General features: G+C 60.2%; 18 protein-coding genes. 11 read left to right on the top strand and 7 right to left on the bottom strand.

Going from position 1 to position 21,586, the window contains the following annotated elements; genetic code table 11:
- Positions 1-219: 219 nt before the first annotated feature.
- The 10 genes from IF204_RS00385 to IF204_RS00340 all read left to right on the top strand — a co-directional run bounded on the left by IF204_RS00385 (position 220) and on the right by IF204_RS00340 (position 12,120).
- Positions 220-522 carry an STAS domain-containing protein gene (locus IF204_RS00385; protein WP_194093774.1) on the top strand — a complete coding sequence of 101 codons (303 nt, stop codon included), beginning with the start codon at positions 220-222 and terminating at the stop codon, positions 520-522.
- A 7-nt stretch (positions 523-529) separates the two neighbouring features.
- Positions 530-895: a response regulator gene (locus IF204_RS00380; RefSeq protein WP_167637450.1), complete on the top strand. Its 366-nt coding sequence runs from the start codon at positions 530-532 to the stop codon at positions 893-895.
- Positions 895-2,991 carry a chemotaxis protein CheA gene (locus tag IF204_RS00375; RefSeq protein ID WP_228068991.1) on the top strand — a complete coding sequence of 699 codons (2,097 nt, stop codon included), beginning with the start codon at positions 895-897 and terminating at the stop codon, positions 2,989-2,991. The genes IF204_RS00380 and IF204_RS00375 overlap by 1 nt, the downstream gene beginning before the upstream one ends.
- Positions 2,988-3,482, top strand: a complete 495-nt coding sequence (locus tag IF204_RS00370; protein ID WP_194093772.1) for a chemotaxis protein CheW — start codon at positions 2,988-2,990, stop codon at positions 3,480-3,482. Before IF204_RS00375 ends, IF204_RS00370 begins: the two co-directional genes overlap by 4 nt.
- A gap of 12 nt (positions 3,483-3,494) precedes the next feature.
- Positions 3,495-5,153, top strand: coding sequence for a methyl-accepting chemotaxis protein (locus IF204_RS00365; RefSeq protein ID WP_194093770.1), 1,659 nt, complete (start codon positions 3,495-3,497; stop codon positions 5,151-5,153).
- 21 nt (positions 5,154-5,174) lie between these two features.
- Positions 5,175-5,678 carry a chemotaxis protein CheW gene (locus IF204_RS00360; protein ID WP_194093768.1) on the top strand — a complete coding sequence of 168 codons (504 nt, stop codon included), beginning with the start codon at positions 5,175-5,177 and terminating at the stop codon, positions 5,676-5,678.
- 7 nt (positions 5,679-5,685) lie between these two features.
- A complete protein-coding gene (locus IF204_RS00355) occupies positions 5,686-6,522 on the top strand; it encodes a CheR family methyltransferase (protein WP_194093767.1) in 837 nt (278 codons plus the stop codon).
- Positions 6,522-7,634, top strand: a complete 1,113-nt coding sequence (locus IF204_RS00350) for a protein-glutamate methylesterase/protein-glutamine glutaminase (protein ID WP_194093765.1) — start codon at positions 6,522-6,524, stop codon at positions 7,632-7,634. Before IF204_RS00355 ends, IF204_RS00350 begins: the two co-directional genes overlap by 1 nt.
- Positions 7,635-7,639: 5 nt before the next feature.
- The gene (locus tag IF204_RS00345; protein ID WP_194093763.1) at positions 7,640-9,376 is read left to right on the top strand and encodes an AAA family ATPase; all 1,737 of its coding nucleotides are present in this window, start codon (positions 7,640-7,642) and stop codon (positions 9,374-9,376) included.
- 215 nt (positions 9,377-9,591) lie between these two features.
- Positions 9,592-12,120, top strand: a complete 2,529-nt coding sequence (locus IF204_RS00340) for an ATP-binding response regulator (protein WP_194093761.1) — start codon at positions 9,592-9,594, stop codon at positions 12,118-12,120.
- Here IF204_RS00340 and IF204_RS00335 read toward each other — a convergent pair.
- Complete coding sequence (locus IF204_RS00335; protein WP_194093759.1) at positions 12,117-12,443, bottom strand: hypothetical protein; 327 nt, start codon at positions 12,441-12,443, stop codon at positions 12,117-12,119. The two genes, IF204_RS00340 and IF204_RS00335, sit on opposite strands and share 4 nt — an antisense overlap.
- A complete protein-coding gene (locus IF204_RS00330) occupies positions 12,440-13,042 on the bottom strand; it encodes a sigma-70 family RNA polymerase sigma factor (RefSeq protein ID WP_194093757.1) in 603 nt (200 codons plus the stop codon). The genes IF204_RS00335 and IF204_RS00330 overlap by 4 nt, the downstream gene beginning before the upstream one ends.
- Positions 13,043-13,199: 157 nt before the next feature.
- Here IF204_RS00330 and IF204_RS00325 point away from each other — a divergent pair, with 157 nt between their 5' ends.
- Positions 13,200-13,529, top strand: a complete 330-nt coding sequence (locus IF204_RS00325) for a hypothetical protein (protein ID WP_194093755.1) — start codon at positions 13,200-13,202, stop codon at positions 13,527-13,529.
- On the opposite strand, the gene IF204_RS00320 is transcribed toward IF204_RS00325, so the two are convergent.
- The 5 genes from IF204_RS00320 to IF204_RS00300 form a co-directional block, all read right to left on the bottom strand.
- Positions 13,522-13,740, bottom strand: coding sequence for a hypothetical protein (locus tag IF204_RS00320; RefSeq protein ID WP_167637439.1), 219 nt, complete (start codon positions 13,738-13,740; stop codon positions 13,522-13,524). The two genes, IF204_RS00325 and IF204_RS00320, sit on opposite strands and share 8 nt — an antisense overlap.
- A gap of 114 nt (positions 13,741-13,854) precedes the next feature.
- Entirely contained in the window at positions 13,855-15,291 is a 1,437-nt protein-coding gene (locus IF204_RS20235; RefSeq protein WP_322743242.1) for a M10 family metallopeptidase C-terminal domain-containing protein, read from the bottom strand.
- Between the two features lie 388 nt (positions 15,292-15,679).
- Positions 15,680-16,525: an asparaginase domain-containing protein gene (locus tag IF204_RS00310; RefSeq protein ID WP_194093753.1), complete on the bottom strand. Its 846-nt coding sequence runs from the start codon at positions 16,523-16,525 to the stop codon at positions 15,680-15,682.
- 63 nt (positions 16,526-16,588) lie between these two features.
- Positions 16,589-18,886, bottom strand: a complete 2,298-nt coding sequence (locus tag IF204_RS00305; RefSeq protein ID WP_194093751.1) for a methyl-accepting chemotaxis protein — start codon at positions 18,884-18,886, stop codon at positions 16,589-16,591.
- Positions 18,887-19,032: 146 nt separating this feature from the next.
- On the bottom strand, positions 19,033-21,426 hold the full coding sequence (locus IF204_RS00300; protein ID WP_194093750.1) for a glycogen/starch/alpha-glucan phosphorylase: 2,394 nt from the start codon (positions 21,424-21,426) through the stop codon (positions 19,033-19,035).
- Positions 21,427-21,586 lie beyond the last annotated feature (160 nt).

Raw genomic sequence — 21,586 nt, 5'->3', positions numbered from 1 at the left:
ACGGGAATTAACCACTCGCTCCGATCAAGAAACTTTTCGTTAAATGGCAAGGTATTTGCACAGAGAAGCCCAATACTGACCCATTGATCGGGCGGCCCGTCCAAAAGGATACACCGCCCAAGCCGATGGCGTCATAAAGGTTTGCTTCGATCAACCGTTAGACGTGGCATACCAGACAGTTCTGCAGGCTGTCGCGATAACGGTAGATCGGAGCAAGGCATGCCAAACGTCGAAATCGCCCTGACAGGGGACCTCAACCACGCGGATTCTACCGACCTCCTCGAAGTTCTGATCGAGGCCGTGGACGAAGGTGATTGTCTGATCGACGCAACCGAAGTGACCAAAATCGACTTCGGACCGCTTCAGGTCATGGTCAGTGCTTCGCTCGATGCGGCGGCACGCGCGCGGACTTTCACGGTTCTTGCAGGAGCAGACAGCGCCGTTGCGCAGGCAGTGTCCTTGCACGCGCTGGGCTCCCAACTCGCACTCGCAGAGCCTGTAGCAGAAAATAACGAGCACTGAGGATATTATGAGTAAAACCATTCTGACGGTAGATGACAGCCCCTCGATCCGGCGCATGGTGTCTCTGACGCTGCGCGAGGCGGGCTACAATGTGCTCGAAGCGGTGGACGGTCAGGACGGCTTTGCCAAGGCGACCACCAGCCGCGTCGATGCGATCATCACTGACCAGAACATGCCCAACATGGACGGCATCAGCATGATCCGCGCCCTGCGCGCGCATCCGAACGGCAAAGGTGTGCCGATCGTCGTGCTGTCCACGGATTCCGCAGACAACCTCAAGCAACAGGCCCGCGCTGCGGGTGCGCTGGGCTGGATGGTCAAACCGTTCACTCAGGACAAGCTGCTTGCCGTGATGAAGAAGGTGCTTGGCTGATGTCCGATGAAATGGTCGAAATTTTCCACGAAGAGCTGAGAGAACTGCTCGAGAGCCTCGAACGGGGTCTCATCGACTTGCAGGTCAGCCCCGATGACGAGGGGCTGGTCAATCAGGTGTTCCGCGATCTGCATACCATCAAAGGTAGCGGCGCGATGTTTGGATTTGTCGACCTCGCGGCTTTTATCCACGACTTTGAAACCGCTTTCGACAAGGTCCGCTCGGGTCAGGTCAAAGTGACGAACGAACTGATCAAGCTCGGCCTCGCTGCCCGTGATGAAATCCCCGGCCTTGTCGAAGGCACGGACGATCCGGACGGTGTGCGGGAGGAGATCCTTGCCGCGCTGACTGCGATGACCGCCGATGCGGGCGATGCCCCGCCTGCGCCTGCCGTCGAAGAACCTCTGGATGTTGATTTCGGAGATCCCCTGCCCGAGCCGGAGCCCGTCACCGCCGGTGCGATCCTGCGCTTTACCCTGACGGACGATGCGCTGGGCCTTGGCGCTATTCCGTCGGTCGTTCTGGGCGAATTGCGCGATCTGGGCGGTACGGATTTGAAGGCCGATATCTCTCGCGTTCCGGGTCTGTCGGACCTTGATGTCGACGTCTGCTATGTCGGCTGGTCGATGTATTTCCCCGATGGCATCAGCCGCGAGGACATCGACGAAGTCTTCATGTTCGCCGAAGCGGATTGGAGCCTTGAAGCGGACGCGCCTGCCGAGGGCGGTTTCGACCTCGATCTGGGCGAACTTGCTGCCGAGCATGAGAACGAAGAGGGCGTCGGTTTCTTCGCACCCGATGAGGTAGAGGAAGACGAGGCAGAGGATGCGCCGGTTGCCGAAGCGCCGAAGCCTGCCCTTGCGCCCGCTGCACCGAAGCCTGCTGCCAAAGCACCCAAGGCCGATGCGTCTTCCGAGCCTGCGGCTTCCGTCCGCGTCCCTGCGGCGCGCCTCGATACGCTCATGGACTCGGTCGGTGAGCTTGTCACCGTCGAGGCCCGCCTGACCGAACTGGCCCGCCAGAGCCGTGATGCCGCGATCATCGCCACAGCCGAAGAAGTCGCTCGCCTTGCCGCGCGTCTGCGCGATGCGACAATGACCATGCGGATGGTGCCGATGCGCACGCTCGTGGCCCGTTGCCGTCGCCTGATTATGGGTCTGTCGGACGATCTGAACAAACCCGTCGATTTCGAGGTTCACGGCGAGGAAACCGAGCTCGACAAGACCGTCATTGAAAAGCTGGCCGATCCGCTGGTGCACATCCTTCGCAACGCCATCGATCACGGCATGGAAACGCAGGAACAGCGCGAAACGACCGGCAAGCCGATGATCGGAAAGGTCGAGCTGTCGGCTGTCCACGCGGGCGGCGAAGTGCTGATCCGCGTCAAGGACGACGGCCGCGGCATGAACCCCGACGTGATCCGCCACAAAGCTATCGAGCGCGGACTCATCAATTCGGACATGGTGCTGACCGATAGCCAGATCTTCATGCTGATCTTCGAGCCCGGTTTCTCGACCGCCGAAACGGTGACCGAGCTTTCGGGGCGCGGTGTCGGTATGGATGTTGTGCGCCGGACCATCGAAGGCCTGCGCGGCAATATCGAAGTCGCATCGAAACTGGGCGAAGGCACCACGGTGACCCTGCGCCTGCCGCTGACGCTGGCGATCATCGACGGTCTGCTGATCGAAGTGGACGATGAGCGCTACACACTGCCGATGGCGGCGGTGAAGGAAATCTTCGAACTGCCGGCCGAAAAGACGCTGGCGAGCCGGACGGGCGATTACCTCGATATCCGTGGTCACTTTGTCCCGTTCATCCGCCTGCGCAGCATCTTCGAATGTACGGGCGAAGCGCCCAAGGAACAGAACGTCGTCGTTGTCGAAGCGGGCGAGAGCCGCATCGGTATCGTCGTCGACCACATCATCGGCACCAACCAGACGGTGATCAAACAGGTTTCCAAACTCCAGCACAGTGCACGGTCGATCTCGGGCGCCACCATCCTCGGTGATGGCACGGTGTCGCTGATTATCGACGTGCCGCAATTGCTCGCACAGGCCGGTCCGCTGGCCGACAGCTCGAAGGAGGCTGCTGCATGAGCGCTGAAACCAACAAGAACGCCACCATCACGGTGATTACGTTTTCCATCGGGCCGCAGAAGCTCGCCATTCCGGCGACCGACCTGCGCGAGATTATGGACCCGCTGCCTATGACCCGTGTTCCGGGTGCGGGAAAATTCGCCCCTTGGGTTCTGAATGTGCGCGGGCAGGTTCTGCCGTTGGCCGATCTGCGCCTGCCGCTGGGTATCACGGACAAAGGCCCCGCCGACCGTCCCGAAGATGCCCGTCGTTTCCTTGTGCTCGAACTGCTGCTTGCAGGAGAGCCGGCGACCGTCGCGATCATGTCCGACATCGTCCACGAGGTTGCGATGATCCCCAAATCGTCGATCGAGCCGCTGCCGTCCAACAGCATGTGGCCCGCCGACTTTGTTACCGGTCTCTTCAAGGGTGACGACGAGACTTTCGTCCTGATGCCTGATCTTTCCACCATTTGTACCGCAATGGCGCAGCGCGCCGCTGCTGCTGCCTAAAGAGGACACGCCATGCGCCTTACAATCAAAGCCAAACTCGCGGCGACATTTGCCTTTGTGTTCGCCCTATTCGCCTTCTCCTCGTGGATGGCGATCAACAACCTGACCAAAACGAACGAGAGCTTCTCGGGCGTCGTCGACGTCGAGGTGCCTGAACTGCTGCTGGTCGAAGATCTACGCAAAGAGCAGCTTCTCGAAGCCTACACGGTCTCGAGAATCCTGATCGGTCTTCCGGGTGCACCTGCAAACCACATCCCGAACCTTCAGGAAGAAATGCGTGCTCATGGAGAGAACGCAGATCGCATTATCGAAGAACTGGGAGGCAGCCACATTCCGGCAGCCCTGCCGATCGTGGCTGAAATCCAGTCCCTGCGCGAAGAAGCGGCAGCGACTGCCCGCCGCGTGATCAGCTTCGAACTTTCGGGTCAGGGCGATATGGCAAACACGCTCTATCACGATGATCTCGGTGCAACGAACTTCCACATCGAAGAGAAACTCGAGGAACTGCACGAAGTCATCCACGGCAAGGTCGAAGCCGACGTTGCTGCGAACCACGCTGCATTCGTCACCAACCGTATGAACCTGATCCTTCTTGCGGCTGCTGCGATTGCCGTCGGCGTCATTTCGTCGACCTTCATCGTTCTGAGCATCTCGCGCCGCCTCGCGCTCAGCGCCAAGGCTGCCAACAAGATCGCCAACGGCGACCTGCGCAACATGCTTGAAGTGAAGGGCTCGGACGAGATTGCCCAGCTTCAGAACGCGATGAACGAGATGGTCACCAACCTGCGTAACATCGTGAACGAAGTTTCGGTTTCGGTGCGCAACGTGTCGAACGGTGCGAACCAGATGGCCGCGACCTCGGAGCAGCTTTCGCAGGGTGCGACCGAGCAGGCTTCGTCGACCGAAGAAGCTTCGGCTGCTGTCGAAGAGATGGCTGCGAACATCAAGCAATCGTCGGAAAACGCGCAGACCACCGAAAAGATGGCGACCAAGTCGGCAGAAGACGCCCGCGCTTCGGGCAAGGCCGTATCGGACGCCGTCAACGCGATGCAGACCATCGCAGAGCGTATCATGATCGTTCAGGAAATCGCGCGTCAGACCGACCTTCTCGCTCTGAACGCCGCTGTGGAAGCAGCCCGTGCAGGTGAACATGGTCGCGGCTTCGCGGTTGTTGCTGCCGAAGTACGCAAGCTTGCAGAACGCAGCCAGACCGCTGCTGCGGAAATCTCGTCGCTGTCGGCTTCGACCGTCACGACCGCAGCCAGCGCAGGCGACATGCTGCAGGCACTGGTTCCCGATATCGAGCGCACCTCGCAGCTCGTCACCGAGATCACCGTTGCATCGCGCGAACTGGCCACCGGCTCCTCGCAGATCAGCATGTCGATCAACCAGCTCGACCGCGTCACGCAGGAAAACACCTCTGCGTCGGAACAGCTGTCGTCCAGCGCGACCGAACTGGCCGACCTGTCGGCCGAACTGTCGGAGACCGTGAGCTTCTTCAAGGTCGACGGCGCATCGAACGCGGGTGCGATCCGTCGCAGCCAGCCGCGCAACGCGGCACCGGCAAACAAGGGTCACTCCCCGATGCCGCGTCACGACGATAGCGCCGGTTTCGACTTCGATCTGGAAGGTGGCGACGACAATCTCGACCAAGCCTTCGCACGCGGCTAACGCCTGACTGGAGGACACCGAATGTCTATCGCATCCGGAGTAGTGACCTTCACCGTCGACCGTGGACTCTACGGAGTCCCGGTCGAACGGGTGCAGGAAATTCTCGACATCCGTCCGATTTCGCCGATGCCCAGCGCACCGGCCTACCTGATGGGCGTTATCGACCTTCGCGGCGATAACATTCCGGTGGTGGATCTGCGCACGCTTCTGAAGCTTCCCGCTCTGGAAGACACGCCGCAGACCCGCATCCTCGTGACGCTGATCGACCACGGCGGGCGCAAGCTCGTCATAGGTCTGCGCACCGACAAGGTGATCGAGGTTTGCCAAGTCGACGACGGAGAACTGCGTCCGATGTCCGAAGCCGACCTGCTGCAATGGCACGGCGCTTCGATCGAAGGCATCGGTCGCCGCAATGGCGAAGTCGTCAGCGTGCTCGACCTCGATAACCTTTTTGCCCAAGCCGGGCGTACCCTGCTGAAAATGGACTCAGACGTGTCTGCTTCCGACAGCTCATCTGCGGCGTGAACCATATATGGCCGAAGCTATCCAGTCACTGACCAGCCAGAGATTCCGCGAGCTGCTCAAATCGCTCAGCGGAATTTCCCTGCCCGAGGGCAAGGTCGCCATGATCGAGCAACGCCTGCGCCGCCGTGTGGTGCTGGCGCGTTTGCCCGATACAGAGACCTACCTTCAGGAACTCATGCAGGGCAAGCTCGGTCAGGACGAGATCAAGGTCGTGCTGGACCTTCTGACCACGAACACCACCAGCTTTTTCCGCGAGGCCGAGCATTTCGATTTCCTCACGGAGGTCGCGCTGAAGGAATTCCTCGACCGGACGGCGAATGATCGCCGCAAGTTCAAGGTCTGGAGTGCGGCAAGCTCCGAAGGGGCAGAAGCGTTCACCGCTGCGATGGTGCTCAACGAAGCCGCGATCCGGCGCAAGTTCGAGTGGGCGATCCTCGGCACGGACATCTCGCGCCGCATGGTTCAGCGCGCCAATCAGGCGGTCTACGAAGCCGAACAGATTAAGCTGATCCCGCGCCATCTGTCGTCCAAATACTTCATGCGCGGCACCGCGCCCGAAGTCGCGACGAAGGTGCGCGTTGTGCCCGAATTGCGCCGCCGCGTGAAGTTCCGCCACATGAACCTGATGGACCCGACCTATCCGCTGGATCGGGATATCAACGTGATCTTCTTGCGCAACGTGCTGATCTACTTCGACGCGGACGACAAATCGGCTGTGGTACGCCGTATGCAAGACCACCTCGCGCCTGGCGGCTATCTGATCACCGGTCATGCGGAAAGCATGATCGTGCGGTCCGAAGGACTGGAACACGTCCAACCGACTATCTTCAAGAAGGCTCTGTAATGTCTCTCGGTAACGATAAAATCAAAGTTCTCATCGTCGACGACTCCTCGTCGTCTCGTGTCATGCTCAAGCGCCTCTTGGAGACCGATCCCGGGATCGAGGTGCTGGCTGCAGCGCAGGATGCCTACACGGCTGCGCGCACGATGAAAGATGCGTTGCCGGACGTTATTCTGCTCGACCTTGAAATGCCGGGAATGGATGGCCTGACCTTCCTACGCAAAATCATGGACCAGCGCCCGCTGCCGATCATCATCTGCTCTTCGCTAACCGATCAGGGCTCTGCCCGTACGGTCGAGGCGCTGGAGGCAGGTGCTATCGACGTCATCCTCAAGCCCGCCCCGCGGAGCGATCAGGAACGCGCCGAAGCGGCCGAAACGATCTGCAACGCGGTTTACGGGGCAGCGCAGTCGCGTGGTCGCGGTCGTGCGGTGCGCCGCCGCACCGGCCCTGCTGCGCCAGTTCCGCCGTCGCCCAGGCTGACTGCGGACGAAATCCTGCCGCCGCCGAATTTCAAGAAAGCCCACCCGCGCACCGAGCCGATCGTCTGCATCGGCGCGTCCACGGGCGGGACCGAGGCCCTGCGCGAAGTCCTCTGCGCCCTGCCCCCTGATGCGCCCGGCATCGTGATCGTCCAGCATATGCCGAAGGGCTTCACCAGCGCCTTTGCGCGCCGCCTTGACAGTCTTTCCCAGATCCGCGTGTTCGAAGCTGCAGACGGGATGCCAGTCCAGCAGGGGCACGCGATCATTGCGGCGGGCGATCGTCACCTCGCGCTCCAGCGCATCGGTCAGAACTATCGTTGCAAGGTCATCGAAGGCGCGCCCGTCAGTCGCCACAAGCCGTCCGCAGACGTGCTGTTCCGTTCCGGCGCGGCAGAAGCCGGTGCCAATACGCTCGGCGTCATCATGACGGGCATGGGCGACGACGGCGCAACGTGCCTTGGCGAGATCAAACAGATCGGCGGCCGGACCATTGCGCAGGATGAAGCCTCCTGCGTCGTCTATGGCATGCCCCGCGCGGCAGTGGAGCGTGGCCACGCCCAGCAAGTCATGCCGCTCAACCGCATCGCGACGGCCATCATGGCCTTTGCGCGGATGCACCGCGGAGGATAATCGTCATGAACCAGGTTCTGCGCCAATCCAACACGAATACACCGGCCGAAAATTTCCGGATCGGCATTGCGAGTTTGCGCGGTGAGACCGAACGCATTTTCGATGCCGCGGGTACGGGGCTCGAAGCGTCTCTGGACGAATTGCAGAACCTGTCCGAAGAATTCCGCACGCTGGAAAAGACGCTCGGCGACAGCGAGGCGCTTGGTCAGTCGATTGACACCGTCAACACCGAGCTGAGCAACCTGCGCAGCGACATTGACGGCTTTGGCGTGGCATCCGACGGTCTGCGCGACGCGATCCGTGCAATCCTAACCGAAGTGCGCGAGCTTGACCGTGTCGTGCGCACCATGGCGAACATCTCCATCAACGCGCGCATTCAGGGCAATGGCCTTGTCCCGCCCCGCCCGCAGGTGACGGCGTTCATCGAGCGGCTCGGCACCATGTCGAGCGAGGCCGAAGAGATCCTTGGCGAGATCAACGACGCCATGTCCTCGGCCATCTTCGACGTGTCCAAGATGGAATACGAACAGAAGGACATGCTGCTTGATCTGCGCCGCAACGTGATCCCTGCGATCACCGGATATGCCACGATCTCGCAGCGAATGCGGAACAGTCAGGACGCCCTGATGAGCGCCTCGCTGGAGCTGTCCACGCAGATGGGCCAGATTTCGTCCGAAGTGTCGCGCATCATCATCGCGATGCAGATCGGCGACTCCACACGCCAGCGTTTCGAACGTGTCGAACAGACCCTGAGCTATTGCACTGGGGCCAAGCCCGACTTCAGCGCGACGCTTATCGACGTGTCGATTGCCCTGACCGAGGGCGCCCGCGAAGACGCGATTGCCGAAGTCGACGTGGCGATCGGATCGCTCGAAGGTGTGGGCGACAGTGCGCATCAGGCGCTTCAGGCTGCTGCCGTTTCGGCTTTCGGCCAACGCTCGGTCTGGGAAATCGACCATGACGAGAATGATCTGAACACGAGCCTCGACGCCAGCCGCAAGCACTTTGCGGTGATGGCGGGACAGGCGCAGAAGATCAACAAACGCCTCGACGTGATCCTCAAGCACGAGTCCACCCTGCGCAAAATCGCCCACGAAGTTCGCCTCGCCGGTATCAACGCGGTCATCATCTGCGCCAAGCTGGGCGAAGACGGCCGCGCCTTGCGCGAACTGGCACAGTGGCTGCGTGATCTGACCGACGAAAGCGACGCGATCATCCACCGTCTTCAGAGCATTCTGGAGAAATCCCGCGTCCGCATCCACGCTGTCACCGAGGACCACATCAAAGGTTTGGAATCGAGCCTCGGCACGTTCCTCACCGACGCGACCGACCTGCGCACGCATATGAACCAGATTGGCGAAGTGGTGCTGACGACCTCGGATGCTTTCTCGGTCACGGCCAAGAAACTGCCGGAACGGATCGAGGAAACCATCGCGAACCTCTCGACCTTCCGCACCGCACTAAACGATCTAGATGCGGTAGAGCAGCCCGTCCATATCTACCGCGCCATGCTGCCGCCGAACCCCGAGGTTCCTGCCGAAGGATCGGCCGACGGCGCGGTGCTTGCGAAACTGCGGTCGCACTACACGATGGAAGCGGAACGTGTCCTCCACGACAACGTTCTGGGTGCCGAGCGCCCTGCCCATGTGGAAGAAGACGACGGCCTGTTTGACGATTTCGGCGACGCCCCCAAGGCCAGCGCGGGCGGCGGCGGTGACGACCTCGACGACATCATGTTCTGACGCGGACGGCCTTCGCCGGATTGCAAAAATTTGCAACCAATGAAGAATTCGCAACGTATTCCGATACAATAGGATACGATCGGCAATCATTGGCGGTGCGTGGCTTCATGCACTCGTCCGTTGGTCGTACTGTGATTTGACAGGCAACGCTGCCGCGTGTCGATATGGATGTGTTGGAGGACCGGTGACGTGGCAGGCCGGACCGTGCAGGTACTATGACTCGACTCTCTGATCCCAGTGTGAAGCCAGAGTTTTTCTCGTCCACCGAACCTCTCAAGGACGGCTTCGCCGTCTCGCGCCTGTACAAACTGCGGCGGAGCGTTGCCAAGGCTCCGTTCAGGTTCCTGATCTTCCTCGTGCCCGTCGTGGTGATGTGGACGCTGCTGATGTCCGTCGGCGCAGCGATGCACGGCTCGAACCTGTTCGCGATCCAGTTCAGCCCGCACATCGCGCATTACACCATCATCATCGGCATGATTATCTACCCCGCGCGCCTGTTCTGGGTGCCCGTGGTGGTGTTCATCTTCGTATTCCTGATGCCGATCTTCCTTCCCATGAGCGGGATGGAGCACTGGCGGGAGTTGGTCGTGACCGCACCGTGGGTCTTGGTGTTCTTCCTGATCATCAACATCGTCAGCGCGGTCATCACGGGACTTGTCGCAATGCGGACGCTCCAGCGGGCCAAGACGCGCCTGTCGGCCTATGCCGCGGATATGACGATGGTTCTGGTCACGCAGGCGGGCTTCCTTGCCATGAACCTCGCGATGATCGCGACGTTCTACACCTACATGGCCAACCTGTCGCCCGACCTTCAGGCGCTTATGGGGTTTGACGACAACTTCCTGTCGCTCGCCGTCAAACGCACCCTGCGCGGCTGTACGGTGCTGCTGGTGTTCTTCCTCGCCGTTCTGCAAAAGGCCGAACTGAAGGATGCGCAGTATGTCGCGCCGACACTTGCGATCTATTTCTGCCTCGCGATCCTGCACCTCGAAGGGTACGGCGGCTTCCAACCCATGGATGCGATCCTCGTTGCCATCGCGCTTTGCTTTGTTCTTCCTCCCCGTATCGCACCGCTCGCGCAGGCGACCGGTTTCGCGCTCTATTCCGGCATGACGGGGAACTTCCTCAAGGACATCATCCCGTCCGACGCCCGCGACAACCTGATGGACTACTACGCCATCATCCTGCTGGCCTTCGTCGGATATTTCCTGAGCTATCGCGGGTTTGTCGAACACCGCGAACAGACCAGCAAAGCCAGTATCCGCCGTTTGGATGCCGCGCGCGATTTTGCGGGTGTGGGCATCTTCGTAGTCAACCAGAACCAAGCGATCATCCAGCTCGACCGGACGGGTCAGCGCATGTTCTCGCTCGAACATCCATTCATTCCGATTTTCGAGCTGTTTGAGCGGTTCGAACCCGACGCGCAGGCGAAACTGGCGACCTTGGGCATCGTAGAACCCGGACAGACGGCAGAGCTGGTGCTGCACGTCCGTGGCCGCCGCGAAGAAATCCGTATCTTGCGTATCCTCGTTTGGGCCGAGCGGTCCGAGAGCGGTGCGAAGCTGGCCTACGGCCTCGTCATGGATGTCACCGTTCAGGCTGCCCAGCGCGAAGATCTGGAGAAAGCACTCGCCGTGCTGGAAGAAAAGGACGAGCGGCAGCGGCGCATGTTCTCGATCATCTCGCACGAAATCCGCACCCCTGCCTCGGTCATGTCGATGCTGATCGAAGATCTTGGCGAAGACACCGTGGCGAAGCTGCAACCGAAGCTGAAAGAGGCGTCGCACCAACTGCTCGGCGTGCTGTCGGACATGCGTCAGGCCGTTAACCCCGAACAGAACCTCGCCGTCGTCAAAAAGCCCTACAAGCCGTCCGAGCTCGCCGACACGGTGCGCAACACCTATCAGGACCAGGCGTCGAAGTACAAAATGACCATCGGCGTGACGCTGGGCAGGAACGCCCACATGAGCCGTGTCGGGGACAGTGCGCGCCTCAAACAGCTGATCGGCAACCTCGTGCGCAACGCGATCATTCACTCGCGCGGGCGCAAGATCGACATCGGCTTCGATTGCGTTCGCGACGAGGACGACAATCCGTGGAGCGTCTGGACCGTCAAGGACGACGGCATCGGCATCGCGCCCGAGCAGGTCGAGCGCCTGTTCGAACCGTTCGAGCGCGGCGGAAACGACCCGCGCAATCAGGCGGACGGCAGCGGGCTTGGCCTCTATATCGCGAAGACAGCGGTGGAGCTCTTGGGCGGGACGATCGAATACATCCAGCAGCCGCGCGGTGCTTGCTATATGATCAGCGTGCCCGAAGACGTGTCGAACGATGCCGACGAGGTCGCAGCGGTCCGCAAGACCGCCGACCCTGCCCGCCTCTCGCGGATGGACGTCCTGCTGGTCGAGGATAACGCGCTAGTGGCCGATGTCACCAAAGCGCGGCTGGAGAAAATCTTCCGATCCGTCACCTTGGCCCGCACGGGTGTGGAGGCGATGTACTCCCTGTCAAACGCCACGCCGGATCTGCTGGTCACGGACCTCTTCATGCCCGAAATGGAAGGCGATGTGCTCATCAAGACGCTGATCGAGCGCGGCCATACCTTCCCGATGATCGGCCTTACGGCTGCGGCGGTCGGCAATGACATGGAACGTTTCCACGAGGCCGGCGCTTCGCTGGTTCTGTCAAAACCGATGGACATGGAGCTCCTGCTCGCGCACCTCGCCGAAATGGAAGACGCCTAGTGCGGGATCAGAAGCACTTTCAATAGCGTCGCGGCGAGAATGACCAGCACGATACCGGGGACAAAGAACGGGTGGAGCAGCACCCTCTCCCACCGTTTGAAGGTCGGCTTGCCAAAGATTGCCTCGTCTATGCGGTCTTTGACGTGCGGCACGGGCGCGGGCGGCATGGCCTGCGACCACTCGGCAAAGCTGGTGCGCCAGTAATCCACCCACGCGCGGGCCTCGGCATCGGTGCGCATACGGACTTCGAACGCGTGCTCCTCGTCGGGAGGCAGCACGCCTAGCACGTATTCGCCTGCCAGCGCTTCGAGGTCTTCGCTCATGGTTGGCGCTCCTCAAGGCACAGGCGCAGACGGTGCAACGACCGGCGGAGCCACGATCGCACGGTGTTCAGCGGAGCGTCCATCGCGACGGCCAGTTCCTGATAGGTGAACCCTTCGAGGTACGCCTTCCCGACAGCCCAGCGCTGCTTGCCTTCAAGTTCGTCGAGACAGATCGCCAGCACACGCTTGTCGTCGGTGAGCATCATTTCGTCTTCGGACGATTTGTCGTTCCCGCCGTTCCATTCGTTGATCTGGGTCGTCACCACGCGGCGCTGCGAGCGGCGGACGTTGTCGATGGCGGCATTGCGGGCGATGGTGACCAGCCACGTCGTCGCGGCAGAGCGGTTGCGGTCGAACTGACCAGCAGACCGCCAGACCTTTACGAACACGTCCTGCAAAATATCCTCGGCCAGCGAACGATCGCGGACAACGCGCAGCACGACACCGAAGGCAAGCCCCGCGTGAAGTTCGTAAAACCGGTCGAACGCATCTCGCGATCCGCGCGCGATGTCGACCAGTAGAATATTACTGTCATCGTCCGAAGCAGCCACATCGCCCCCGATTACTGCCGCAGAAAACATACGGGCGAAGTCCCTCATCGGCCCGATCGCCCGCTCCTGCGGACGGTTTCTGCTCGTGAGAAAACTAGCACAGGTTGAGCATAATACTAGCCGTGTTCTGCTGCAGATGCGAAACGCGCAACTCTTTTACAGCGGACACGTAATTCCTTACGAGCACCCGATTTATTGGATCACAATGCCCGATAACGATGACATCTCGCCGGATGCACAGCGCAGTCTTGATGCGATGGAGTTCCTGCTCGGGCTGGCCGAAGCCGACGAGGGCGCGAAGGCGCGTGCGGATTTCGGTGAGGATACGCTCTATTGGTTCGAAATCCTCGAACAGGCTTATGGGCCGACGCTGTCCCCTGCGCAAAAGCTGAAAGTGCTGAGCGCGGTGCAGGAAGAGCTTGGCCATCCCGCGAAGGAACGCCGGTTCAAGATCGGGAAATGGCAGTGGTACGGGCTGGGCCTGCTGGCGGTTCTGACCGTGAAGGTCATCGTGCTGAACTGGATTTTCAGTTAGCGGTCGCCATCGCACGGAAACCGTTTCTGACTGCAAGCAGCGCAACACCCGCGCCGACTACGGTGGCGAGCAATGTTGCCAGCAGCATCATACCCACGCCAGCCACGCCGCTGGTCATCGCGTAGATACACAGCACGGTAAGCGGAATGTGGGTGCCGAGAAAACACATCAGCATGACCTTGCGCTGAAGCAGCTTTTGCTCGTCCGACATGAAACATCCCCTGAAGTGGTACGACTTACAGTCATACTACACCAGAAGATTAACACCGAAGCTAGTCGGGCAATGAAAAAACGCAGCAATCGGCAAGATCGCTGCGTTTTTGTCTTAGAAGAGCCAGCCGGAGTGGTCTTCGAGGTCGTCCAGCTGCGTGTTTTTCAGCACGATGGTGAAGTCGTCAAACTCGAGGATCGTGTTCTTGCCGCTCTCGTAGGCTTGCGACTGGATGTCCCCTGCGCTTTCGCCGTTCGAAGCGGCAGCGATGATGACGTCGCCTTGGCCGGCGTCGAAGTCCTTGATCTTGATGCGGCCCTCGGCGCCGGTAAAGATGAAGCGGTCAGCGCCGCCGTTGCCCACCAGCAGGTCGGTCGCGTCGCCAAACAGCTGGTCGGAACCGGCACCGCCGTAGAGCTTGTCCTTGCCTTCGCCGCCGTTCAGCACGTCGTTGCCGTCCTGACCGCGCAGTTTGTCGTTGCCTGCGCCGCCATAGATGACGTCGTTGCCGTCGAGGCCGTTTACCACGTCGCGGCCCGCACCTGCATTGATCTCATTTGCGGCGTCGTTGCCGGTGATCTTGTCGTTGCCTGCGCCGGAGTCGAGGTTTTCGATCGTCACACCGAATGCGTTGCCGATGTTGACGGTGCCTTCACGGACGCCATCGAATGCGATGGTCGAGTATTTGCCTGCACGCATGTCGATGATGTTGTCGGCCGTAAAGTCGGTGAAGTCGAAAGTGTCCTCGCCGCCAGCATCCCAGATGGCGGTGACTTGGGCGTCGTCTTGCTCGAATTTGTAGGTCGTATCGCCTGCGTTGTAGCTTTCGTTCGCACCGTATAGGTACTGCATTGCCTGAATGTCGTAGACCATCGGGGTGTTCGAAACGGTGTAACGGAATTCGCCGTCGACAACGGCCCAGCTCGATGCATAGTCGCTCTTGGCCATGATCGAGTAGGTGCGGTACGTCGGGAAGTCGGCAGAGCCGCCCTCGCCTGCGTGACCGAGACCCATGGAGTGGCCGATTTCGTGCATGAGGGTACGGAACTGCCAGGTTTCGCCCTGCTCCCAGCTGTCGGCGGTCATGTAGTCTTCCATCAACCAGATGTCGCCACCGGCCGAAGTGGAGGACGGGTAGAAGCCATAGGCTGCGTAACCGTTGTAGCTTTCGTTGGTGCCGAAGAAGCGCATCGTGCCAGCGTCGCCGTTCACTTCCTGAACTTCGACGAATTCGACGTTGGCGACCTTTTCCCACTCGGTCAGAGCGGCGCGGATCGCGGCTTTCTGCGCGTCGGTGAATTGTACGGTCGGCTCGTTGGCGATCTGGCCCGCAAAGCCGCTACCGTATGCGCCCTCGTTCAGCGTGGCGCTGTTGCCGTTATAGAAGCTGAAGCTGATCTGTGTCGGGCCGTTACCGTTGTTCGGTGCCCAGACTTTCGGCGTGCCTTCGAAGAAGGTGTCGATGGAGGCATCGCCCGACTGGCTGACATACTTGGTCGCTTGGGAACCATTCAGGGCGTTTACGGCGAGATTTTGATTTACACTGGTCATGGCAGAACTCACTACATCTGCCAATTGAATACGCCCTTAACAGGACACCCCATAGCCACCCCCCTTCCCTTGCTCCGACGGAGATACAACGGGGGTATTTTCAGCATCCTGTTAGAATGTCATTTTTCACGAAAGTCTTGTTTTAAAGGATCATTTCGCGCCAATTTGGATACTTTCGGCTACAGCGTTTATACTCGAACGTATATTTTAGTGGAAAATTCTATTCGAATTTGACGCACTTTGTGGCCGTAGGCGCGGATCTACATCTAGTATCGAATTTTCCGCGAGAGGCGCTATCGGCGTTCCTCATATGCGAACGAATATTCCAAAGTCACTTTGAAATACTGTCAGCGTCACGTTCGGATTAAATCGTAATTTGCATACAGGTTTAATTCCGCAACCAAAGCGAAACCAGAGCCGCCTCGGCGGTCTGATTCCCGCCATTTTCGACGCCAGCAGACCATAGTCCGGCCCCTGCCGCGTAGGTGCCTGGCTCAAGACCACCCGACTCGCACTGCGAAACACACCTGATGGGTGTGCCCGAGTCGGTCGCGGCACGCAGCGCAGCGATCAGGTCGGGGTCGTTCATCATGGTCCCTGAGCCGAAGACGCGCAGCACCGCACCGTCCAGCGCAGAGAGCGCCGCGGTCAGAGCCGCCACCGGCAGCGCAGGCGACAGGGTCAGGATGGCCAGGTTACGCGGGGCAAAACGGCGCACAGCGGGTTTGGTGAGCGATTGCGGGACCGAACGAAACGCGTCGACCTGATGGCTGTTGTGTTTCACGAGGCCGGCGGCGGGCATGATCTGGTCGGCGAAGGCGAGGAAAACGCCCTCCTCCGGCTCCATGACAGCCTGAAGCGCGAGGTCGAGGTTGCCTTCGGCGTCGCCGTCCATACCGAGCGGCAACATGGAGCCGCACATCACAACGCGGCGGCCCAGACCGAACAGCGCCTGCGACAGCGCCGCGCCAGTAAAGGCCATCGTGTCGGTGCCGTGGGTGAGGATGACAGGCGCATCGGGCTCCGCGTCGATTACATCGAGGATGTGGTTCCAGTCATCAGGGCCGACATCGGCACTATCGACCAGCGGATCGAAGACGTGTTCGACCAGTTCAACACCTTCGGGAAGACGCGCTTTGATCGCGTCCTCGACCAGACCGGGCTTGGGCGCGAGGCCGTCGGGCGTTTCCGCCATGCCGATTGTGCCGCCTGTGTGGATCAGAACCAGTTTCATCATAAGCCCCCGCTCAGGTTTCTGATGATGTAGCCGATGGCAGATTGAGAGAAAACCGGTGACTTAGAAGAAGCCGAAGCTCCGCTCGTCACGGTCCACTGAACGGACAGGCTGCGCGCTGTTGGCGGGCTCCTTGTTTTCCATGTCCTCGGCCAACTCGTTGGGGGCAGTGTTCTCCTCGATCGCGGCTTCGACGATCTGTTCGTCGGCCCAACGGCTGCCGAAGTTGTCAAAATCCTCGAAGTCGGAATCTTCCTGATAGGTTTCCAGCGCGGTTTCAGAGACGTCCTGCTCTTCGACCTCGGCAACCATGGTGCTGCTTTCGCTGAGCTGGAAGCGGGACAGTTCGGCCACCACGTTGCTGTTCATCGTGGTGAGTTTTTCTGCCGTTTCGGACATCATCTCGGCCTGATTGGTGCTTTCGCGGGCAATCTTGGCAACCGAGATAATCGCCTTGTTCATGTGTTCGACGCTGCGCTGCTGTTCTTCGGATGTGGCGACGATGCTGCCGACCAGATCGGTGACGTGGGAGACGTTGCCGACGATATCCTCGAACGCTTTGGAGGTTTCGCCCGACACTTCGACGCCGACCTTCACCTGACGCACCGATTTGTCGATGAGTTCGCCTGTCTCGCGAGCGGCCTTGGCGGAACGGGCCGCGAGGTTGCGAACCTCTTGGGCCACGACAGAGAAGCCGCGACCGTGAACGCCTGCGCGGGCCGCCTCGACAGCGGCGTTGAGCGCGAGAAGGTTGGTCTGGAACGCGATCTCGTCGATGACCTTGATGGTCTTGGCGATCTCTTGCGAGCTCTTGCTGATGTCGTCCATCGCGCCGACCATTTCAGCAACTTTGGCCTTACCTTCATGCGCAACGTTGGAGGTGGTCTGCACCAGATCCCCTGCCCGCTTGGCGTTTTCGACGCCAGCGCGCGCTTGCGATGCGGTCTCTTCGGCGGAGGAGCTGAGTTCCTCGACAGCCGACGACTGGACCGCTGCGTTTTCCGCAATGCTCTGCGCAGAGATTGAAATATCGTCGGCGGCGCGCGCAACGTTCAGGGTTTCCTCGCGCACAGCGATCAGGGTGCTGTCGAACATATCCAGGATGTCTTTGACGGCGCGGGTGCTTTCACCGACCTCGTCCTTGCGGCGGGCGCGGATGACGAGCGACAGGTTCTTATCCTCTGACACGCGGGTCAGCGTATCCTTCAGCCGAACCATGGGGCGCACGACAGCGCGGGCAAAGACGAGGCCCGACAGACCGGCGATCGCGCCGACGGCAATCGTGACGAGGGCAATGATGCGCAAAAGGTGGTTCGCATCGGCCATGACTTCGTTTTCGAGCGCTTCGACCACGATACCGTAAGTGCCAGCGGGCAGCTGGACCGACGCGAAGGCAGAGATCATATCGAGCCCGTTTTCGGTCGTGCGTGGCTCGACGCCCGCATTGATCGCGGCGAGTGCTTTGACCGACACTTCGGAGTCCGCGATCGTATCGACAAGGAAATCGATGTCGGTCGTCTCGCTTTCACTGAAACCCAGCATACCGTCGCGGGTCGGTGCGATCAGAATCGTGTCCGTGTCGTAGGTCATCGACATCTCGCGGGTCATCACCGCAGTAAAGGACGACAGCGGGATCTGCACCACGAGCGCACCGAGCGACTCGTCGCTACGGTCGTAGATCGGCACACCGGCAAACCAGACCTGCTCATCACCATACTCGTAGGGCAGGATGATGCTCGTCTCGATGCCGCGCGCGCGGTTTTTCTTGCCGTTGCGAATGGCGGTCGCGGCAACAAGCGCGAACTTTGTCGTGCTGATCTCGCTGTCGTCATAGACGTTGCGGCCGAATTCCTCGTCCTTGTTCCACGAATAGACGACCTCGCCATCGTTATCGACGAAGTACATGTCGGCGAACTTGTAATAGTTGACGAGGCGGGTGATCGACTCCTGCCAGTGGGCGTGGCGCACGGAATAACGGGTCGGATCGTAGCTGTTGATGAGCATCTGGTGACGCTCGTCTTTTTCGTGCGGGTTCTGAGTGATGTAGAAGGCGCGCAGCATATCACCCGGACCGTCCTCGCTGACGTCCGAGTTGTTGTAGGCTTCGGTGAGGTCCTCGGCAAAGGTCGCCATGCCGCGGTCATGCGACATCAGTTCAAGCTGGCTGAGAATGGTATCGGTGTGGGACTGGATGTCCTCGGCGCGCTCGGCAGCGGCGGACTTCAGCCCCTCGTAAGCCTGATCGCGCACGTTTCTCTGAACAACGCCATACGACAGAAGACCCACCAGAAGGCAGCTGATCGTCGTGAGGAAAATGATCACGCCGGGCAGCTTGATCGAGAGTTTCGTGTTTTTCAGCATATTAATGCGCCAGACCAACCAGTTAACTTGCTCGGTTGGTGTAACGGCAGACACGAAAACATTGTTACACCAATTCAGGTGCGCACGCATGGGGTCGACCCCACAGAGGTATAGGCCGGTCCCTTTCGAGAACCGGCCCTACACCATCACAGTAGCGATTTTGCGTCCCAGACGTCGGCCATGTAGCCGCGGATGGTCCGGTCGGACGAGAAGAAGCCCGACGACGCGATGTTGAGGATCGCCATTTCTGCCCAGCGCGACCGGTCGCGGTAGGCGGCATCCACGTCGGCCTGCGCTGCGAGGTAGTCTTCGAAATCGGAAGCAACGAGGAACGGGTCGTGGTTCCAGATGTTATCGACGATGTCGTAGTAGCGGCTCGGCTCGGCGCGGTTGAACGTGCCTTCCGCGATGATCTGGAGCACGTCACGCAGCGCTTGGCTCTTGCCGATGGCGTTGCGGGCGTGATCGGGCGTGCGGGCGCATTCGCCAGCTTCCTGCGCGGTCATGCCAAAGAGGAAGAAGTTCTCTGCCCCGACATGCTCGCGGATTTCCACGTTTGCCCCGTCGAGCGTGCCGATGGTCAGCGCGCCATTCATGGTGAACTTCATGTTGCCGGTGCCGGAGGCTTCTTTACCTGCGGTCGAAATCTGTTCGGACAGATCAGCGGCGGGGATCAGCTTTTCCGCCATCGAGACGTTGTAGTTCGGCGGATAGACGACCTTGAGGAAGTCCTTGGTCACCGGATCGTTGTTGATGACTTCGGCCACGTCGTTGATGAGACGGATGATCTGCTTGGCCATGAAATAGCCGGGCGCGGCCTTACCGCCAAAGAACTTCACACGCGGCGTCCAGCCTGCGGTCGGGTTCTTGCGGATTTCGTTCCAGCGGTAGATCGTCTCGAACAGGTTGAGGTGCTGGCGCTTGTATTCGTGGATGCGCTTCACCTGCACGTCGAACATGGCGGTCGGATCGATCTCGATCCCCATGTGGCCTTTGACCCACTCGGCCAGACGTTCCTTGTTTTCCTGCTTCGACGCCATGACGCGCTTTTGCAGGCCGGTGTTGCCCGCGAGCGGCGCAAGATCGGCGAGTTTGTCGAGGTCGGCTTCCCAACCGCTGCCGACGACATCGGTGATGACGGTCGACAGGCTCGGATTGGTGTACTTCAGCCAGCGGCGCGGGGTAACGCCGTTGGTCTCATTGACGATGCGGTTCGGGTGCAGCTTGTTGAGGTCGGCAAAGACCGTTTCGCGCATCAGATCGGTATGCAGCGCCGACACGCCGTTAACGCGGTGCGCCATGATGAAAGCCAGCTCGCCCATGCGGACCTCGTCGTTCATGACGATGCCGACGGTGTCGGGGCGCTGCGACTCTGCTTTATGTTCGGCGTCGATGCGCTGGATGATCTCCATGTGACGCGGCAGCACGCGGCCCATGAGCCATGTCGACCAACGCTCCAGCGCTTCGGGCAGCAGGGTGTGGTTGGTGTAGCTCAGGCAGCGGGTCGCGATGTCCTTCGCGGTCTCCCACTCCATATCGTGTTCGTCGACGAGCAGACGGATCAACTCCGGCCCAGCCAGCGCGGGGTGCGTGTCGTTCATCTGGATCGCGACCTTTTCAGGCAGCAGCGCCAGATCGCTGAACTCGCTGAGGAAGCGGCGGATGATGTCTTGCAGCGCGGCCGAGGTGAGGAAGAATTCCTGCTTCAGACGCAGTTCCTTGCCGTTCTCGGTCGTGTCCTCGGGATAGAGAACGCGGCTGAGCGTACGGGCCAGTGCCTCTGGCGCGGCAGCGGCGGTGTAGTCACCCGAATTGAAACGGTCGAGGTCCAGCAGCTTCGTCGGCAGCGCACCCCAAAGACGCAGCGTGTTCGCCCACTCGGCATTCCAACCGATGATCGGCATATCGTAGGCGCGGGCCAGAACGGCCTCGCTCGCGTGCCAGACCGACTTGCCGTTCTCGATCGAAACATGGCCCTTGAACGGAATGGTGTACTGGCTTTCGGGACGCACGAATTCCCACGGGTTCGGATGCATCAGCCAGTCTTCGGGCATCTCGACCTGACGGCCACCTTCGAAACGCTGTGCAAACAAGCCGAAGTCATAACGGATGCCATAGCCGTAAGCAGGGCAGCCGAGGGTCGACATGGACTCGAGGAAACACGCCGCCAGACGCCCGAGACCGCCGTTACCCAGCGCCGCATCGGGTTCGTTTTCGATGACATCGTTCAGTTTGATGTCGTAGTCGGCGAGGATGGCGCTCAGCGCGTCGCCCACGCCGAGGTTCGTCACCGCATCCTCGATCAGACGTCCGATCAGGAATTCCATCGACAGGTAATAAACGCGCTTGCCATGCTTTTCGTAGATCTGACGGGTCGCGTTGAACCACGGATCAACGATCATATCGCGCAGCGACAGGCTCACGGCCATCCGCCAGTCGTAAATGCTGGCGTGCGAGATATCCTTGCCCTGCGCATAGGTCAGATGGTCGAGGATTTTCTGCCGAAGCTGTTCAGGCACCACGGTCGTTTGCATGTTCATTTGTCACCTGTCCTAATTGGTCGCAAAAGAACGCGAACCACCCAAAAGAATAGCGGGGTTTTGGCGCTAACATGTATTTCAGGCAATATACGGACGGTGCCAGAAGACTGTTATTCAAAAGGTGCGGCCCAAGCGCTACGCTTTTGCGATCCCGTAAGTA

This window comes from Marivivens aquimaris, assembly GCF_015220045.1.
Classification (GTDB): Bacteria; Pseudomonadota; Alphaproteobacteria; order Rhodobacterales; family Rhodobacteraceae; genus Marivivens; species Marivivens aquimaris.
The sequence above is the reverse complement of the archived record's forward strand: the minus strand, read 5'-3'. Positions and strand labels throughout refer to the sequence as shown.

Coding starts and splice junctions, on each gene's coding strand:
- IF204_RS00330 (WP_194093757.1), bottom strand. CDS start 13,042: ATGAGGGACTTCGCCCGTATGTTTTCTGCGGCAGTAATCGGGGGCGAT.
- IF204_RS00375 (WP_228068991.1), top strand. CDS start 895: ATGTCCGATGAAATGGTCGAAATTTTCCACGAAGAGCTGAGAGAACTG.
- IF204_RS20235 (WP_322743242.1), bottom strand. CDS start 15,291: ATGACCAGTGTAAATCAAAATCTCGCCGTAAACGCCCTGAATGGTTCC.
- IF204_RS00310 (WP_194093753.1), bottom strand. CDS start 16,525: ATGAAACTGGTTCTGATCCACACAGGCGGCACAATCGGCATGGCGGAA.
- IF204_RS00300 (WP_194093750.1), bottom strand. CDS start 21,426: ATGAACATGCAAACGACCGTGGTGCCTGAACAGCTTCGGCAGAAAATC.
- IF204_RS00325 (WP_194093755.1), top strand. CDS start 13,200: ATGCCCGATAACGATGACATCTCGCCGGATGCACAGCGCAGTCTTGAT.
- IF204_RS00370 (WP_194093772.1), top strand. CDS start 2,988: ATGAGCGCTGAAACCAACAAGAACGCCACCATCACGGTGATTACGTTT.
- IF204_RS00385 (WP_194093774.1), top strand. CDS start 220: ATGCCAAACGTCGAAATCGCCCTGACAGGGGACCTCAACCACGCGGAT.
- IF204_RS00355 (WP_194093767.1), top strand. CDS start 5,686: ATGGCCGAAGCTATCCAGTCACTGACCAGCCAGAGATTCCGCGAGCTG.
- IF204_RS00365 (WP_194093770.1), top strand. CDS start 3,495: ATGCGCCTTACAATCAAAGCCAAACTCGCGGCGACATTTGCCTTTGTG.
- IF204_RS00380 (WP_167637450.1), top strand. CDS start 530: ATGAGTAAAACCATTCTGACGGTAGATGACAGCCCCTCGATCCGGCGC.
- IF204_RS00340 (WP_194093761.1), top strand. CDS start 9,592: ATGACTCGACTCTCTGATCCCAGTGTGAAGCCAGAGTTTTTCTCGTCC.
- IF204_RS00350 (WP_194093765.1), top strand. CDS start 6,522: ATGTCTCTCGGTAACGATAAAATCAAAGTTCTCATCGTCGACGACTCC.
- IF204_RS00345 (WP_194093763.1), top strand. CDS start 7,640: ATGAACCAGGTTCTGCGCCAATCCAACACGAATACACCGGCCGAAAAT.
- IF204_RS00305 (WP_194093751.1), bottom strand. CDS start 18,886: ATGCTGAAAAACACGAAACTCTCGATCAAGCTGCCCGGCGTGATCATT.
- IF204_RS00335 (WP_194093759.1), bottom strand. CDS start 12,443: ATGAGCGAAGACCTCGAAGCGCTGGCAGGCGAATACGTGCTAGGCGTG.
- IF204_RS00360 (WP_194093768.1), top strand. CDS start 5,175: ATGTCTATCGCATCCGGAGTAGTGACCTTCACCGTCGACCGTGGACTC.
- IF204_RS00320 (WP_167637439.1), bottom strand. CDS start 13,740: ATGTCGGACGAGCAAAAGCTGCTTCAGCGCAAGGTCATGCTGATGTGT.